Here is a 15,798-nt window from a genome sequence, read left to right as displayed (position 1 = left end):
AATGAGCTTAGGAACAGTAGTAGAAATTATTGGCGCGGTAGTGGATGTTGAATTCCCCCGTGATAATGTCCCTAAAATTAATGATGCATTAAAACTTGTTGATGGCGACTTGGTTTTTGAAGTACAACAACAGTTAGGTGATGGTGTTGTTCGTACCATTGCCATGGGTACAACGGAAGGGCTTAAGCGTGGACTTAAAGCTGAAAACACGGGTGATCCTATTCAAGTACCAGTAGGTAAGAAAACATTGGGAAGGATTATGGATGTTCTTGGCCGTCCGGTTGATGAAGCAGGGCCAATTGGTGCTGAAGAGCACTGGTCTATTCATCGCAAACCCCCAACTTATGAAGATCAGGCAGGTAGTCAAGAGCTGCTTGAAACTGGTATTAAGGTTATTGACTTGCTTTGTCCTTTTGCTAAAGGAGGTAAAGTAGGTTTATTCGGTGGTGCCGGTGTAGGTAAAACCGTTAACATGATGGAATTAATTCGTAACATTGCTATTGAGCACAGTGGATATTCAGTATTCGCAGGCGTTGGCGAACGGACACGTGAAGGAAATGACTTCTATCATGAAATGAAAGAATCTAATGTATTGGATAAAGTATCATTAGTTTATGGCCAGATGAATGAGCCACCAGGTAACCGTTTACGTGTTGCTTTAACTGGTCTTACTATGGCTGAGAAATTCCGTGATGAAGGTCGTGATGTATTGTTATTCGTTGACAATATTTATCGTTATACGCTCGCAGGGGTTGAGGTATCTGCATTGTTGGGTCGTATGCCTTCTGCTGTGGGATATCAACCTACATTGGCGGAAGAAATGGGTATGTTACAAGAACGTATTACCTCAACAAAAACGGGTTCTATTACCTCAATTCAAGCAGTTTACGTACCTGCAGATGACTTAACCGATCCATCGCCAGCAACAACGTTTGCTCACTTAGATGCTACTGTTGTCTTGTCACGTCAAATTGCAGAGTTGGGTATTTATCCTGCGGTTGACCCTTTAGATTCAACCTCACGTCAACTAGACCCACTGATTGTAGGACAAGAGCATTACGATACAGCCCGTCGTGTACAACAGACATTACAACGATATAAAGAATTAAAAGATATTATTGCAATTCTTGGTATGGACGAGCTTTCTGAAGAAGACAAACGGGTTGTAACTCGTGCACGTAAAATTCAAAGATTTTTATCACAGCCATTCTTCGTTGCAGAAGTCTTTACTGGTTCCCCAGGAAAATACGTGTCATTAAAAGATACGATTAAAGGCTTCCAAGGCATTCTTGCTGGTGAGTACGATGATTTACCAGAGCAAGCATTTTATATGGTTGGTAGCATTGAAGAAGCGGTTGCTAAAGCTAAAACCCTATGAGGTAAGCAAATATGACTAGAACAACGCACTTAGATATAGTTAGTGCTGAACATGAAATATTTTCCGGTGTAGTAGAAATGATTGTGGCAACTGGAGAATTAGGCGAGATAGGTATTACAGCTGGTCATGCCCCTCTACTTACTGTTCTGAAACCAGGTGAAGTGCGAATTACTTTACCTGGCGGTAACCAGGAAATCTATTATGTTCAGGGTGGTATGCTGGAAATACAGTCTAATTATGTTACTGTTCTTGCCGATGAAGTTGAGCGGGCTGAGCATCTTGATGAAGCAGCAGCTCTTGCAGCAAAAGCCCAAGCTGAAGCAGCGATGGCCAATAAAGGCGGTGAGATGGATTATTCTGTTGCTGCTGCTGAACTGGCACGAGCAGTTGCTCAAATTCGTGCAATTCAAAAAGTTAGAAAAATAATCAAGTAATTATTTTCATCTAAGGTGTGTTGATAATTCCATCCCCACTGCCTACATGCCGCGACTTGTTCGCGGTGTGCAGAAGATCTAATCAGCTACGAATTTATTAATGGCTTGTATTTCGCTACCCAAGATTCCTTCGCTATGCGAACCAGCAATTAATAAAACCAACATCAATAAACGCCCATTCTAGATCCTGTTTATGCTCTCAAACTATAAAAAATACCCAAGAGAGAAATAGATGTTGTTTTATAAAGCTATATCAATAGTTAAAATAAAGGTACACTAAGCATCCATATCCTATAGATTATTTAATGGTTGCGAAATGCGTAATCTATTCTATCTTGCTGTTTTCGTAGCAATGAACTTTGTGATGGGCGAATTGTTGGCTGCACCATTCACTTTTAAACAAGCATTAGAAATTGCATACCGCAACAACCCTGAGTTACAGGCGGAAATAGAGAAAGCACAAGCGATGCGCGGATACTTTATTCAAAGTGGCCTCTATCCTAATCCACAACTTTCACTCACTGCTGAAAATTTCGGTGGTTCAGGTTCTTATTCAAGCTATGAGGCTGCAGAAACTACTGCGTCTGTAACCCAACCAATTCCTTTAGGGAATCGTTTGGCTTATTTAAAGAAGGCAACCTATGCTGATTATTTAGCATCGTTAGCACAAATTCAGGTTCAAAAAGCCACACTCTATATAGCGGTTGGAGTTGCCTATGTTGATGCATTTTATGCAGGCCAATGGCGCCAGGTAACAAAAAAATTAGTTCGCCTTAATCAAGATATTGTGGCTGCTATTGAGCGACGAGTTAAGGCTGGAGCAGGTGCCGAATTAGATTTACGTTTAGCACAAGTACGTTTAGGCGAGGCTCGTATCCAAGAAAATAAGGCAACTCGAGATGAGTTGGCTCAAAGAGCCAAATTATCTCGATTGCTAGGTGATGGTTTAAGAATAGATAGGCCTTTGATTGATAAAGGATTTCCAGATGTAGAACTCAAATGGGATGCGTTATTGAAGAAGCTCCTACAAAGCCCGCAACTTCAACAGATGCAATTGCAACTTAAAGCCAAACGCGCGGCTATTACAGCCGTTAAAAAATCAGTATGGCCTGATCTAAACATACAATTGGGTGGGCGACATTTTTCAGATGATGGGAGTAACGCTGCAGTGATGTCTGCTTATGCACAAGTTCCCGTATTTGATCGTAACCAAGGAAAAATTTTGACTGCAGAAGCACAATATACACAAACAGCCCATGAATACCAGGGAACACGGTTGGACGTTCGACAAAGCGCTTATACGCTTTTTTTACAGGCTCAACAAAGTGAGTATGAAGCAGCACAAGTGACACGCTCCTTATTGCCTTTAGCGCGCAAATCAATCAAATTAGCTCAAGATGGTTACCAAATGGGGCGCTACACTTATATTGAATTATCTCTCTCGCTCAATACGCTCTATGAAGAAGAGCGCCACTATCAACAAGCCCATGCGGATTACCATAAGGCATTAATTCAAATCACTGGACTTTTAGGATTGCATCCTACTAAGGAGAGTAAATGAAATTTATAAAGATATCTATTTGCTATTTATGTCTCTTTGCTTTGTTATGGGGTGCAGGTTCTTTTTCTTTGTGGGCTAGTAAGGACAACGAGGCAATTGAAGCAGGTGCACAGCATGATATTGAAAAAGGGCCTAAGGGTGGCCAACTATTTAAAGAGGGAGATCTGGCTCTTGAATTGTTTCTCATTGAGCGTGGAATGCCTCCTCATTTTCGCGCCTACATTTACGAAAAGGGAAATGCAATTGCTCCTGTACACACGCAACTGACCATGCAGTTAACTCGGTTTAATCATAAAAAAGAGGTAATTCGCTTTGTTCCTGTTGATAATTTTTTACAAAGTGAACAAGAGATTCAAGAGCCTCATTCCTTTGATGTGTCACTTAAATTAGCCTATGCAGGAAAATCTTATAGTTGGCATTATTCAACTTATGAGGGGCGGGTAAAATTGGTCCCTGCCATGCTCCAAGCCGCAGAGATAAAAACGGCAACAGCGCAAAGTCACACCATCAAAACACAACTTAAAGTTGTGGGAAAAATTACTCCTAATCGCGACACCATGGCTCCTATATACGCACGTTATTCAGGAATTATTAAGTCCATGAATAAAAACCTGGGGGATGAAGTGTCTAAAGGAGAGCTATTAGCCATCATTGAAAGTAATGAAAGTTTACAAAATTACAATATTACGGCTCCCATTACGGGTACCATTGTGCAAAAGTATGCCACTAACGGTGAGCTAGCACAAAATACTAAACCTATTTATGAAATAGCAAATTTAGATAATGTTTGGGCTGATTTTACGTTATATCGCAAGGAAGCCCCGCTGGTAAAGCAAGGTATGAGTATTATTGTGATGGGAGATGAAGGAGCTCCTAAGTCTACGAGCATTATTTCTTATATCGCGCCTTTAGGTATAGAGGACACACAAACGACTTTGGCACGAGCTGTTCTCCCGAATGAAAATCGCCTGTGGTTGCCTGGTATGTATGTCAATGGAGAAATTATAATCAAAGAAAAAATAGTGCCGGTAGCCGTACGTCTTTCTGCGCTGCAACGCATGGATGAGCAAGATGTGGTTTTTGTGCAACAAGGAGATTATTTTGAGGCAACACCTGTAACGTTGGGACAACGAGATGAGCAATGGGTTGAAATACTATCCGGGCTTGAAGCAGGACAGCGCTATGTGACTAAAAACAGTTTTTATATTAAGGCCGAACTCGGTAAAGAAGGCGCAAGCCACGAGCACTAAGGATAAAAGATGCTGGAAAAAATCATCCACTTTTCTTTAAAACATCGCTGGTTTATCCTGTTGTTCACGCTCATTATTGCGCTACTTGGAGTCTACAATTTTCAAAGGCTTCCTATAGATGCGGTTCCTGACATTACGAATGTACAGGTACAGATTAATACGGAGGCGTCTGGTTATTCTCCTTTCGAAGTAGAGCAACGTATTACTTTTCCCATTGAGTTAGCACTGAGTGGATTACCAAATCTTGATTATACTCGATCCCTATCACGTTATGGATTATCACAAGTTACAGTCGTATTTAAAGATGGAACAGATATTTATTTTGCTAGGCAATTAATTAATGAACGCCTCCAAGAGGTTAAAGATAAATTACCGCCCGAAGCAGAAACCACCTTAGGACCTATTTCTACGGGTCTCGGTGAAATTTTTATGTACACGATCACTAATAAGTCGAATGTACCTAAAGTGCAACGTTATAATCCCACGGAGCTGCGCACGATCCAGGATTGGATTATTAAGCCCCAATTGCGCAATGTAGAGGGTGTTGCTGAAATCAACACTATTGGTGGTTATGAAAAACAGTTCCACATTACCCCTGATCCGGCTAAATTGGTTCGTTATAATTTGGGCTTAAATGAGGTGGTTGATGCACTTCAACGCAATAATGCCAATGTGGGTGCAGGATATATTGAACATAATGGGGAACAAAACCTTATTCGAGTTCCTGGGCAAGTCCAAAACATACCTGATATTGAAAATATTGTCATTGCGAGCTTTGAAGGAACCCCCATACGAATTCGTGATGTAGCTAAAGTGATTTTAGGTACAGAGCTACGCACAGGGGCTGCTACTGAAAACGGCCAAGAAGTAGTGTTAGGCACTGTGTCTATGTTGATGGGCGAAAACAGCAGAACTGTCTCGGAGCGAGTGGCTGCTAAAATGAAAGCAATCAACAAGTCGCTTCCTGAGGGAGTTGAGGCTACTACAGTTTATAATCGTACCGTATTAGTAAATGCTACGATTAATACGGTGAAAAAGAACTTATTGGAAGGGGCATTGCTTGTTTGTATTATTCTCTTTTTATTTTTAGGGAATATCCGTGCAGCACTGATAACGGCTATGGTTATACCCCTATCGATGTTACTGACTATTACAGGTATGGTGACTAATAAAATCAGCGCTAATCTCATGAGTTTAGGCGCACTTGATTTTGGTTTAATTGTAGATGGTGCTGTGATCATCGTTGAAAACTGCATGAAGCATTTAGGCGAAAAACAACATGAAGCACAGCGTCCATTACTACTTGATGAACGGTTGAAGGTAATTGCCTATGCAACTACAGAAGTTATTCGTCCCAGCATTTTTGGCGTTTTTATCATCACGGTAGTTTATCTTCCTATCCTTACGCTGACCGGTGTGGAAGGGAAAATGTTCTTACCAATGGCTGAAACAGTTATTATTGCCCTTATGGCTTCAATGTTATTTGCATTAACTTTTGTCCCGGCCGCGATTGCAATTTTTTTACGGAAACCCGTACAAGAGAAGGAAAATAAGTTAGTCCATTATATTTCGCAAGGTTATGCACGCATATTACGTTATTGTTTTCACGCACGATTATGGGTTATAGGTGCAGCTGTAGTTTTAGTGTTAATTAGCTTTTTAATTGCTTTTCGTATGGGAGGGGAGTTTATCCCCAGCCTTGATGAGGGTGATATTGCGATGCATGCCATGCGTATTCCAGGAACGAGTCTCACCCAATCTATAGAAATGCAAGACTTAGTGGAGCAACGCGTGCGACAATTTCCTGAAGTTCAAACAGTATTTGCTAAACTGGGAACTGCTGAAGTGGCTACTGATCCCATGCCACCAAATGTTGCCGATACCTTTATTATTTTAAAACCACGAAAAGACTGGCCAAATCCAAAGAAAAACAAACAAAAATTGGTACAGGAAATTGAAGACGCAGTGAAGCAAATCCCAGGTAATAATTATGAATTCACGCAACCCATTCAAATGCGATTTAATGAATTGATTTCAGGGGTGCGCAGCGATGTGGCCGTTAAAGTATTTGGTGATGATATGGATACTTTATTGGATATTGCTGAAAATATCAGTACTCAACTTAAAAAAGTACCCGGGGCTGCAGATGTCAAAGTAGAGCAAGTAAGTGGGTTGCCTTTGTTGACCGTAGAAATTAATCGTGATGCCTTAGCCCGATATGGATTACAAATTGGCGCTGTCCAAGATGCCATTGTGATCGCCACCGGTGGAAAGAAAGGTGGGGAGCTGTTTGAAGGAGATAAGCGATTTGATTTAATCGTGCGTTTGCCCGAGTCTTTACGTTCAAGTCCTAATGTATTGAGACAGATTTTTATTCCATTACCTCCTGGTAAAGATGGCACACGACATTATATTCCTGTAAGTGAAGTAGCCAAAATGGTGCGTAGTGAAAGTCCTAATCAAATCAGTCGTGAGATTGGCAAGCGACGTGTGGTCGTGAGCGCAAATGTTCGTGGTCGTGATTTAAGCTCATTCGTGAGTGATGCCAAACTACGTATGGAGCAAAATATCAAAATACCTAGTGGTTATTGGATTACTTGGGGAGGACAGTTTGAACAATTGCAATCTGCTTCACAAAGGTTACAAATAGTCATTCCTATTACATTAGTTGGCATTTTTCTGCTGTTATTTATGAGTTTTGGTAGTGTGAAAAATGCATTATTAGTGTTTTCAGGTATTCCCCTTGCTTTAACTGGGGGGGTATTTGCTTTGTGGGCTCGCTGTATCCCTTTATCGATTTCTGCAGGTGTTGGCTTTATTGCTCTTTCAGGAGTCGCAGTACTAAATGGTTTAGTGATGATAACCTTTATCAATAAGCTTAGGGAACAAAAAAAATTGTATTTAAAGGATGCGGTATTGCAAGGTTCTTTGGCACGCCTTCGTCCTGTATTAATGACCGCTCTTGTTGCTTCTTTAGGATTTGTTCCCATGGCTTTGGCAACGGGGACGGGCTCTGAAGTACAAAGACCCTTAGCAACCGTTGTGATAGGCGGAATTATTTCCTCAACATTTTTAACCTTGCTTGTTTTGCCGGGATTATATTATGTCTTTCATAAACGAAGAAAGCCTATAATAGCGAGTAAACAACACTGACCTCAGGCTTTTAGCCAATAACCAACGATCCAGGGATGAGCATTAATTGGGCTGTGTCAGCACCTGTTTTGCCATGTTATTTCCATAATAGTGCCTCAAATTCATGAACGTCAAATTAATTGGTCTTTAAATGGATTATTTCTTTTCTTATTTACATGCGGTTTTCTATTATCTATTTCGGAATATAAAACAATCCTGTTTTTTCCGTTGGTCTTAGCAAAATATAAAGCTTTATCCGCAGATTCAATTAACTCGTTAGTATTGCGGCCATCCGTTGGATATACGGCTACTCCAATGGAGACAGTAATGGGGCCTACAGGTTGAGCGCCATATTTTACTTGAAGTCGAGAAACTGCTTCTCTAATGCTCTCAGCACGTGTTTTAATTGTTTTTTCATCGGTATTGTAAAAAGCCACAATAAACTCTTCTCCACCATAGCGAGCAGCAATATCACCAACACGAATATCCTCTTGTAATATTTTACCGAGTTCTTTTAATGCAACATCTCCTGCATCATGTCCATAAGTATCGTTTATTTTTTTGAAGTGATCTAAATCTAACATTAAGAGAGAAATTGGACTTTTCGTTCGTTCGGATTGATGAATTTGTTTTAAGAGAAAGTCCTCTAAGTAACGGCGATTATATAATCCAGTTAATGGATCTCGCATTGATTGGTAACGGAGGTTTTCTCTTAAGCGCACATTCGCAAATGCCAGGGCGGTTAGTTCAGAAAAAGCGGTAATCAGGAGTTGCTGATTTTGTGAAAATGCACCTGCAGGTTCTTCGGAAACTTCCATGTATAATAAACCGTAAATATCATTTTGAGCCATTAATGGAATACAAAGGTATGATAAAGCCTGCTCACTTGAAACGTTTACATGGTTGCAAATTAATTCATTATGAGAATGGTTCACCTGATGCATCTTTCCCAATCGAATTGCCCAGCAATCATTAGGTGTAAACGTAGCTTCCTGAGTGTTTGGAGTCCCCCAGGTTGTTGCCATTTCCAAATAGTTTTTTGATGGATGCATAATATACAAATAACCACGTGCAAAATGGAGTATGCGTTGACAATATTTGCTCATCACATTACTTAATTCTTTTTGAGAACTGCACGCAAGCATAATGTCACTCATCTCGACAAGCAGTGTAATTTGTTCGTTTTTATCTTGTAGTGCCTGCATTCCTGCATGGAGCTTTTTGTAAGATTCCTTTAGTTCGAGTTGCTCTTGAATATGTTTGGTTATATTGCGAATAATATGTACCGTTCCATTAGTCTCGTTATTTTCATTTTTAATCAAGCTGGAGGTAATTTCATAGACATTAAGCTCTTTGTTGATATCAAACTCAATATTTCGCACAAATTCCCCGCTTTTTAGGGATTCATTCCACTGCGCTATTAATTTATTTTTTGAGGAGTTAGCTGCACTCGTAAGGATGTCATCCAAAGTCATGCCAATCGCTATCGGTTGGCCAAATATACGTTTAAACTCACGTTGATATGCTTCGTTAAACATCATATAACGGTATTGATTATCCAAAGCAGCAATCATATCTGTGGCTCCTTCCAGGATACTTCTTAATTGGCTTTCAATATTTTTCCTGTTATGCTCGGCTTTGAGACTTCTGGATAGCTCTCTATTTGCCAAAGCAAATGCGATAATTAGGCCACAAAAACTAATTATTTTTCCTACGATAATGGCAATATTTGTCGTTTTCGCACTATTGAGTGCGATCTTGTTTCTTTCCTTTAATAAGACGAGTTCAATAGATTTTATTTCTTGGGTGGCACTCTTAATTTGATTGGAAAGATCTTGTTTTTGAAGAAAAAAATCGTTCTCCTCCGGAGTATTGAGTTTATTATTTACTTTTAACTGAATGGCTTGATTTAATTGTTTGAGTCTTTGATTCGTTAACTCGTGAAAATGAGAGATTCGTTCCATTTGAGAGGAATTATCCCTAACTAAATAAAATAAATTATCAAAATCTTGTTTTAAGTCAAATTTCATTTTATCAATATTCATCATAAACTGTTCATCATCGGAGAGAAGATAAGCTTCTAGCTCAGAATCAATATCGATAATTGTTATTAATATTTTATCGGTAGCTTGAATGACTTGATAAGTATGGGCAACCGATTTATTGGCATCAAGCACTTTATTTACTTCATGATAGGATAAAATCCCAATACCTGATACAACTGCAAGTGCAGGGATAAAAATAATATAAAGTAAAAACTTATTAAATTTAGAAGATGAAATGCTATTGTTGTCCATAACAAATCTCTGAATCAATTTTCCCTTATATAGATTATACATCACTATTTATAGAATCATTGAATGGTAATTTTTGTGGTAATTACAAGGACTTAGTGCTTTTATTCTATAATAATGCACAAAGTTATCCACAGGATAATAGTGCCTCAAAAAAAGACATAATCAAAAATCTATTTATTTTCAATTGGTTAGATTAAATATCGTTATTGTTTTTGTGGTGTTTCATAAAGTTATTCACAACTTATAGAAGTGAATTATCTAACATAATCAATCCTGTGTTAAAATTACTTTGCAATATAGCATTGCAATGATTAAATAGTGATTATTAATATAATGAATGCAAAAACAATGAATGAAGTATCTGAACGAAAACTACTAGCCGAATTTACCGAAAAAGCTTATCTGGATTACTCGATGTACGTTATCTTAGATAGAGCTTTGCCTCATATTGCGGATGGACTAAAACCAGTGCAAAGACGCATTGTTTATGCCATGTCTGAATTAGGACTAAAAGCTACCGCCAAATATAAAAAATCAGCACGTACCGTTGGGGATGTATTGGGTAAATTTCATCCGCATGGAGACAGCGCTTGCTACGAGGCTATGGTACTTATGGCGCAGCCATTTTCCTATCGTTACCCTTTTGTTGATGGCCAGGGAAATTGGGGCTCTCCAGATGATCCCAAGTCTTTTGCTGCAATGCGTTATACGGAAGCTCGACTTTCGCGCTATGCTGAAGTTTTATTAGCGGAACTTTTACAAGGAACGGTGGATTGGGTTGACAATTTTGATGGCACATTACAAGAGCCGGCTTTGTTGCCTGCACGGTTACCGAATATTTTATTAAATGGCGCAACAGGTATCGCCGTCGGTATGGCCTCCGATATTTTACCTCATAATTTAACAGAGGTTGCCAATGCTTGCGTGTACTTATTGGATAATCCCCATGCAGATTTAGCCGCAATTACTCAATATATTAAAGGTCCCGATTTTCCTACTGAGGCTGAAATAATTACACCGCCTGAAGCAATTAGTGCCATGTACGAAACAGGGAATGGCTCTATAAAAATGAGAGCGGTATACAACCAGGAAAAACAAAATATAGTGATTACTGCATTGCCTTATCAAGTCTCAGGAGCCAAAGTACTGGAGCAAATTGCCCTACAGATGCAACAAAAGAAATTGCCAATGGTTGAAGACTTACGTGATGAATCTGATCATGAACATCCAACACGTTTGGTCATCGTTCCCCGTTCCAACCGTGTAGATATTGAAGGGTTAATGTCTCATTTATTTGCTACTACCGATCTAGAACGAAGCTACCGCGTTAATTTCAATATGATTGGACTTGATGGTAAGCCAAGAGTAAAAGGATTGGTTGAGATTATATCTGAGTGGTTGGTATATAGGATATCTGTAGTAAGAAGACGTTTGGAATATCGTTTGGCAAAAGTTTTAGATCGCATCCATGTACTCGAAGGATTACTTATTGCTTATCTGAATATCGATGAAGTGATCGCCATTATTCGTGAGCATGAACAGCCCAAGCAAGGATTAATAGCTCGTTTTAATATTAGTGACCGTCAGGCAGAAGCCATTTTAGAGATGAAGTTACGCCATTTGGCAAAATTAGAAGAAATAAAATTGCGAGGAGAACTGGATGAGCTTTGCATGGAGCGAGATAATTTACAAGCTATTTTAGCCTCAGAGCAGCGCTTAAAAAAATTAGTGAAAGAAGAAATCACTAATGACAGGGATGAATTTGGTGATGTTCGTCGCTCACCCATTATTGTTCGCCAGGAATCACAAGCATTAAAAGAAGAAGATATATTACCTAATGAGCCTATTACCGTAGTACTTTCAAAAAAAGGGTGGGTCAGGGCTGCAAAAGGGCATGATATAAATGGTTGTGAATTGAGTTTTAAAGCAGGTGATGATTTTAAAGCGCAAGCAACAGCACGTTCAAATCAACAAATACTCTTTTTTGATAGCGAGGGAAAAGTTTATTCTTTGCCCGGGCATGTGTTACCTTCAGCACGTGGCCAAGGGGAGCCTTTGACTGGTAAACTTAATCCGGCTGAAGGTGCTTTGTTTGAAGCTGCCGTTGGCGGTGAAGCTGACCAATCTGTACTATTAGCAAGTGATGCTGGATATGGGTTTATTGCAAAAATCGGCGATCTTTATGTGAAAAATCGCAATGGCAAGGCTTGCATCAAGCTTCCTGAAACGAGTCATATTTTACCTCCTCGAATACTCCCTAAACATGATGAGCTTTTCATTGCTTGTGCCACTAACGCAGGGCGGCTGCTTATTTGTTCTACGAAAGAAATTCCAGAATTATCGCGTGGAAAGGGGAATAAATTAATTAGTATTCCAACTGCCAAAGTGGTATCGCGCGAAGAATATGTAATCGACATACAAGTATTAACCGCGGACGATACACTCACCGTTCATGCCGGTAAACGTCATTTTACCTTAAAGGGGGCTGATCTGGAGCATTATAAAGGTGAGCGTGGACGTAGAGGGAATAGATTGCCGCGCGGTTTGCAAAATGTAACTCAATTACAAGTTATTACTTCAGCGTCTAACCCTTAGAAAAACGATCCTGGAACTCTTGGAGAAAAGTAGTTCGAGAGCTATATTTGTCCAAGATGTATCAAAGCGATTCTTTTTGGGCAATGTTGCCAATTCAGCTGCTTGAGCATGGCCATCATTCACGAATATGTGATTTTGAGCCTCTAAAATAATGTCCAGATTTGATCTATTAAATAGTTCTTAGTAATGATACAGTACCTAGACGTAATAACCGCTAATACCATTCCATGATGGGGAGCAACTTTAAGAGGGAAATATTAGCATTTATGTTAAAGATTTTTACTCTTGCGATTAGCCTGATGCTTAGTGCTTGTATGGTTGGTCCAAATTATAAAGAACCAATAAAGCCGGTCGCAGCCCATTGGCCCCAAAAAAATGCATCAGTTAAAGAAACCCCATTCAAAGATACTAATTGGTGGCAGGTATTTCATGATCCAGTTCTTACCTCTTTAATTTATCAAGGCTACCATAACAATCTAACGCTTCAGGCAACTGGAGTACGGGTTTTGCAAACCAGGGCATTATTAGCTCAATCCGTTGGGGAACTTTATCCACAGCAACAAGCAGCGGTTAGCAGTTTTAATTATTACAAAATTGGCGGCAGCGAGCTACAAACTGTTCTGCCTCCTACTTTCGAAACTTTATCATTGGGGTTTTCTGCAAATTGGGAAATTGATTTTTGGGGTAAATATAGACGAGCTATTCAGGCTAATGATGCTGTATTTTTATCCTCTCTTGCTGCTTACGATAATGCTTTAGTCACGCTTACTGCTGATGTTGCCACTACCTATATCAACATTCGTATGTATGAGACAAAAATTAAGGTCACAAAACAAAATATCGTGGTTCAAAGAGAGGGGTTAAATATAGCTCGTGCTCGTTATAATGCAGGGCAAACCAATCTCATTGATGTAGAGCAAGCCCAGACCGAGCTTTCACAAACGGAGGCTTCACTCCCACCTTTGGAAAGCAGCCTTGAGCAACAAAAAAATGCGCTTGCCCTTCTATTAGGTACTGTACCCAATGGGGTGGATAATCAACTTAGGAAAAGCCGAGGAATTCCCATCGCTCCTTCAACAGTGGCAGTAGGTATTCCTAAGGAAACTTTAGCAAGGCGGCCAGATATTTATGAAGCACGTTTAGAGGCAGTCTCTGAGTCTGCCAAGATTGGCGAAATAAAAGCCAATCTTTTTCCTTCGCTTGCATTGAATGGGACCTTTTCCTTTTCTTCCAATAATATTGGTCCAAATTCTCTTTCTGATCTTTTTCAACCATCTAACCGAAACATAACAGCAGGCCCCAGCCTAACTTGGCCAATTTTAAACTATGGACAAATTACCAATGCCGTGCGAGCACAAGATGCTGCTTACCAGCAGTCTTTATTACGTTATGTCAATCTGGTTTTAAAGGCCCAACAGGAAGTACAAAATAGCATTACTGCCTATATTGAAGCTAAAAAAGCTGAGCGTGCGCTAACAACAGCAAATATTGCTGCAGTTAAAACCTTAAAGTTAGCAATAATACGATATATGGAGGGGGAAACCGACTTTACTCCAGTGCTCAATGCGGAACAACAACAGTTAAGTGTGCAGACATCGCTGGTTAGTGCTCAAGCAAACATTCCCGCAGCATTAGTATCCCTTTACCGCGCTCTTGGTGGTGGTTGGGAAATTCGAGGTGGTAACGATGTTGTGCCGCAACAAATAAAAGCTGAAATGGCGGCAAGAACCAATTGGGGCTCTTTACTCAAAGAGAAAAATCATATGGCACCCCGAACTAAAAAAGAGGAAATAAAAGAACTTTATTTACCTAATTGGTAATCGCCACCAAAATGAAGACGGCAGCTTTTAGATGTTTTACGGATAAAAACGATGATTTCCAGGGTATGCTTACCCAGGCTACATAAGAAAAATTAAACAAAAATGGTATTGAGCATGAACTTTAATAGAGATTCAACATCAGTCAGAGTTGTAGCAATAATTGCGATCTTATTTTTTATATATTTATTAACGCATCTTTTTAGTAAAAGTACTGTACCTGCTATTCCTCTGCCAACGGTGGTTGTACAAAAACCAAAACTTGAAGAAATGGTTGAGTACGTGACGCAAACTGGAACCATGGTGGCATATAACTCAGTTAATTTGGTTGCACGTGTCGAAGGTTATCTTGATTCAATTGAGTTTGTAGATGGAACGTTTATCAAAAAAGGAAAGGAGTTATTTGTCATTCAGCCTGAACCCTATTTTGAACAATTAAGAGCAGCTAAAGCTACTGTAGCTGCGCAAAAAGCCGAACTTGCCTATGATAAATCAGAATATGCCCGGCAACAAAGGATGTATAAACAACATGCTACTTCATTAAATGAGGTAGAGAAGTGGTATGCTAAAACTCTGGAGATGGCTGCAGAAGTTGATAAAGCAGAGGCTGATGAAATAAATGCTGCAATTACCTACAGCTATACCCATATTTTTGCTCCGTTTAATGGACGAATTGGCCGCCATCTGGTCGATGTTGGCAATTTGGTTGGGCATGGTGAAGCAACAAACCTGGCAACCATCGAGCAGATTGATCCCATCTATGTTTATTTTAATTTAAATGAACTTGATTTAATTAAACTAAGAGCTGCCGCACGTGCCCGAGGATTTAAACCTAAAGATATAAATAAAGTTCCAGTGGAAATTAGCTTGCAAAATGAAACGACCTTTAAATACAAAGCAACCCTGGACTTTGTGAACACCGGCCTTAATGCGTCTACAGGAACTATGGAGCTACGCGCCCTTTTGCCCAATAAGGATTATGTTTTTGTTCCTGGCCTCTTTGTAAAAGTAAGAGTGGCAATTTCTGAGCCCAAAAAGCAATTAACTGTGCCTGATACAGCAATTCTTTATGATCAAATTGGTTCGTACCTATTGACCGTGGATAACAATAACGTAGTGGTATTAAAACATGTAACCTTAGGTAGTCAAGAAGAGGGAAGGCATGCCGTGGTGAAGGGACTGGATCCACAAGACAATGTAATTGTTGATGGCCTGCAAAACGCGACGCCTGGAAATAAAGTACAGATACAGCAACCAACCACAACGAATAGTAATAGTGAGCCAAGTACTAATGCAGGTAAGTAATGAAAATTTTGTTCAGTTAATTGATACAA

At 39.7% G+C, this 15,798-nt stretch carries 9 protein-coding genes; 8 read left to right on the top strand and 1 reads right to left on the bottom strand.

Translation table 11 applies throughout. The features are described 5' to 3' along the window. The first annotated feature begins 1 nt into the window (after position 1). The 5 genes from atpD (at position 2) to EKG34_RS15130 (ending at position 7,776) form a co-directional block, all read left to right on the top strand. Positions 2–1,378, top strand: a complete 1,377-nt coding sequence (gene atpD, locus EKG34_RS15150; protein WP_003633919.1) for a F0F1 ATP synthase subunit beta — start codon at positions 2–4, stop codon at positions 1,376–1,378. 11 nt (positions 1,379–1,389) lie between these two features. Continuing rightward, positions 1,390–1,812 carry a F0F1 ATP synthase subunit epsilon gene (locus tag EKG34_RS15145; RefSeq protein ID WP_003633921.1) on the top strand — a complete coding sequence of 141 codons (423 nt, stop codon included), beginning with the start codon at positions 1,390–1,392 and terminating at the stop codon, positions 1,810–1,812. Between the two features lie 316 nt (positions 1,813–2,128). Further along, positions 2,129–3,373, top strand: coding sequence for a TolC family protein (locus tag EKG34_RS15140; RefSeq protein WP_012979565.1), 1,245 nt, complete (start codon positions 2,129–2,131; stop codon positions 3,371–3,373). Further along, on the top strand, positions 3,370–4,623 hold the full coding sequence (locus EKG34_RS15135; RefSeq protein ID WP_003633925.1) for an efflux RND transporter periplasmic adaptor subunit: 1,254 nt from the start codon (positions 3,370–3,372) through the stop codon (positions 4,621–4,623). Before EKG34_RS15140 ends, EKG34_RS15135 begins: the two co-directional genes overlap by 4 nt. Before the next feature lie 9 nt (positions 4,624–4,632). After that, entirely contained in the window at positions 4,633–7,776 is a 3,144-nt protein-coding gene (locus EKG34_RS15130; protein ID WP_003633926.1) for an efflux RND transporter permease subunit, read from the top strand. A 110-nt stretch (positions 7,777–7,886) separates the two neighbouring features. On the opposite strand, the gene EKG34_RS15125 is transcribed toward EKG34_RS15130, so the two are convergent. After that, positions 7,887–10,052 carry a sensor domain-containing diguanylate cyclase gene (locus EKG34_RS15125; protein ID WP_003633928.1) on the bottom strand — a complete coding sequence of 722 codons (2,166 nt, stop codon included), beginning with the start codon at positions 10,050–10,052 and terminating at the stop codon, positions 7,887–7,889. Between the two features lie 333 nt (positions 10,053–10,385). On the opposite strand from EKG34_RS15125, the gene parC reads away from it, so the two are divergent. The 3 genes from parC (at position 10,386) to EKG34_RS15110 (ending at position 15,769) form a co-directional block, all read left to right on the top strand. Beyond that, entirely contained in the window at positions 10,386–12,647 is a 2,262-nt protein-coding gene (parC, locus tag EKG34_RS15120; protein ID WP_003633931.1) for a DNA topoisomerase IV subunit A, read from the top strand. A 266-nt stretch (positions 12,648–12,913) separates the two neighbouring features. Next, positions 12,914–14,467: an efflux transporter outer membrane subunit gene (locus EKG34_RS15115; RefSeq protein ID WP_003633933.1), complete on the top strand. Its 1,554-nt coding sequence runs from the start codon at positions 12,914–12,916 to the stop codon at positions 14,465–14,467. 114 nt (positions 14,468–14,581) lie between these two features. Next, a complete protein-coding gene (locus EKG34_RS15110) occupies positions 14,582–15,769 on the top strand; it encodes an efflux RND transporter periplasmic adaptor subunit (RefSeq protein ID WP_223800079.1) in 1,188 nt (395 codons plus the stop codon). Positions 15,770–15,798: the final 29 nt, after the last annotated feature.

Source organism: Legionella longbeachae (assembly GCF_004283175.1).
Lineage (GTDB): Bacteria > Pseudomonadota > Gammaproteobacteria > Legionellales > Legionellaceae > Legionella > Legionella longbeachae.
This window is presented reverse-complemented; position numbering and strand designations above follow the sequence as displayed.

Coding starts and splice junctions, on each gene's coding strand:
- atpD (WP_003633919.1), top strand. CDS start 2: ATGAGCTTAGGAACAGTAGTAGAAATTATTGGCGCGGTAGTGGATGTT.
- EKG34_RS15145 (WP_003633921.1), top strand. CDS start 1,390: ATGACTAGAACAACGCACTTAGATATAGTTAGTGCTGAACATGAAATA.
- EKG34_RS15140 (WP_012979565.1), top strand. CDS start 2,129: ATGCGTAATCTATTCTATCTTGCTGTTTTCGTAGCAATGAACTTTGTG.
- EKG34_RS15135 (WP_003633925.1), top strand. CDS start 3,370: ATGAAATTTATAAAGATATCTATTTGCTATTTATGTCTCTTTGCTTTG.
- EKG34_RS15130 (WP_003633926.1), top strand. CDS start 4,633: ATGCTGGAAAAAATCATCCACTTTTCTTTAAAACATCGCTGGTTTATC.
- EKG34_RS15125 (WP_003633928.1), bottom strand. CDS start 10,052: ATGGACAACAATAGCATTTCATCTTCTAAATTTAATAAGTTTTTACTT.
- parC (WP_003633931.1), top strand. CDS start 10,386: ATGAATGCAAAAACAATGAATGAAGTATCTGAACGAAAACTACTAGCC.
- EKG34_RS15115 (WP_003633933.1), top strand. CDS start 12,914: ATGTTAAAGATTTTTACTCTTGCGATTAGCCTGATGCTTAGTGCTTGT.
- EKG34_RS15110 (WP_223800079.1), top strand. CDS start 14,582: ATGAACTTTAATAGAGATTCAACATCAGTCAGAGTTGTAGCAATAATT.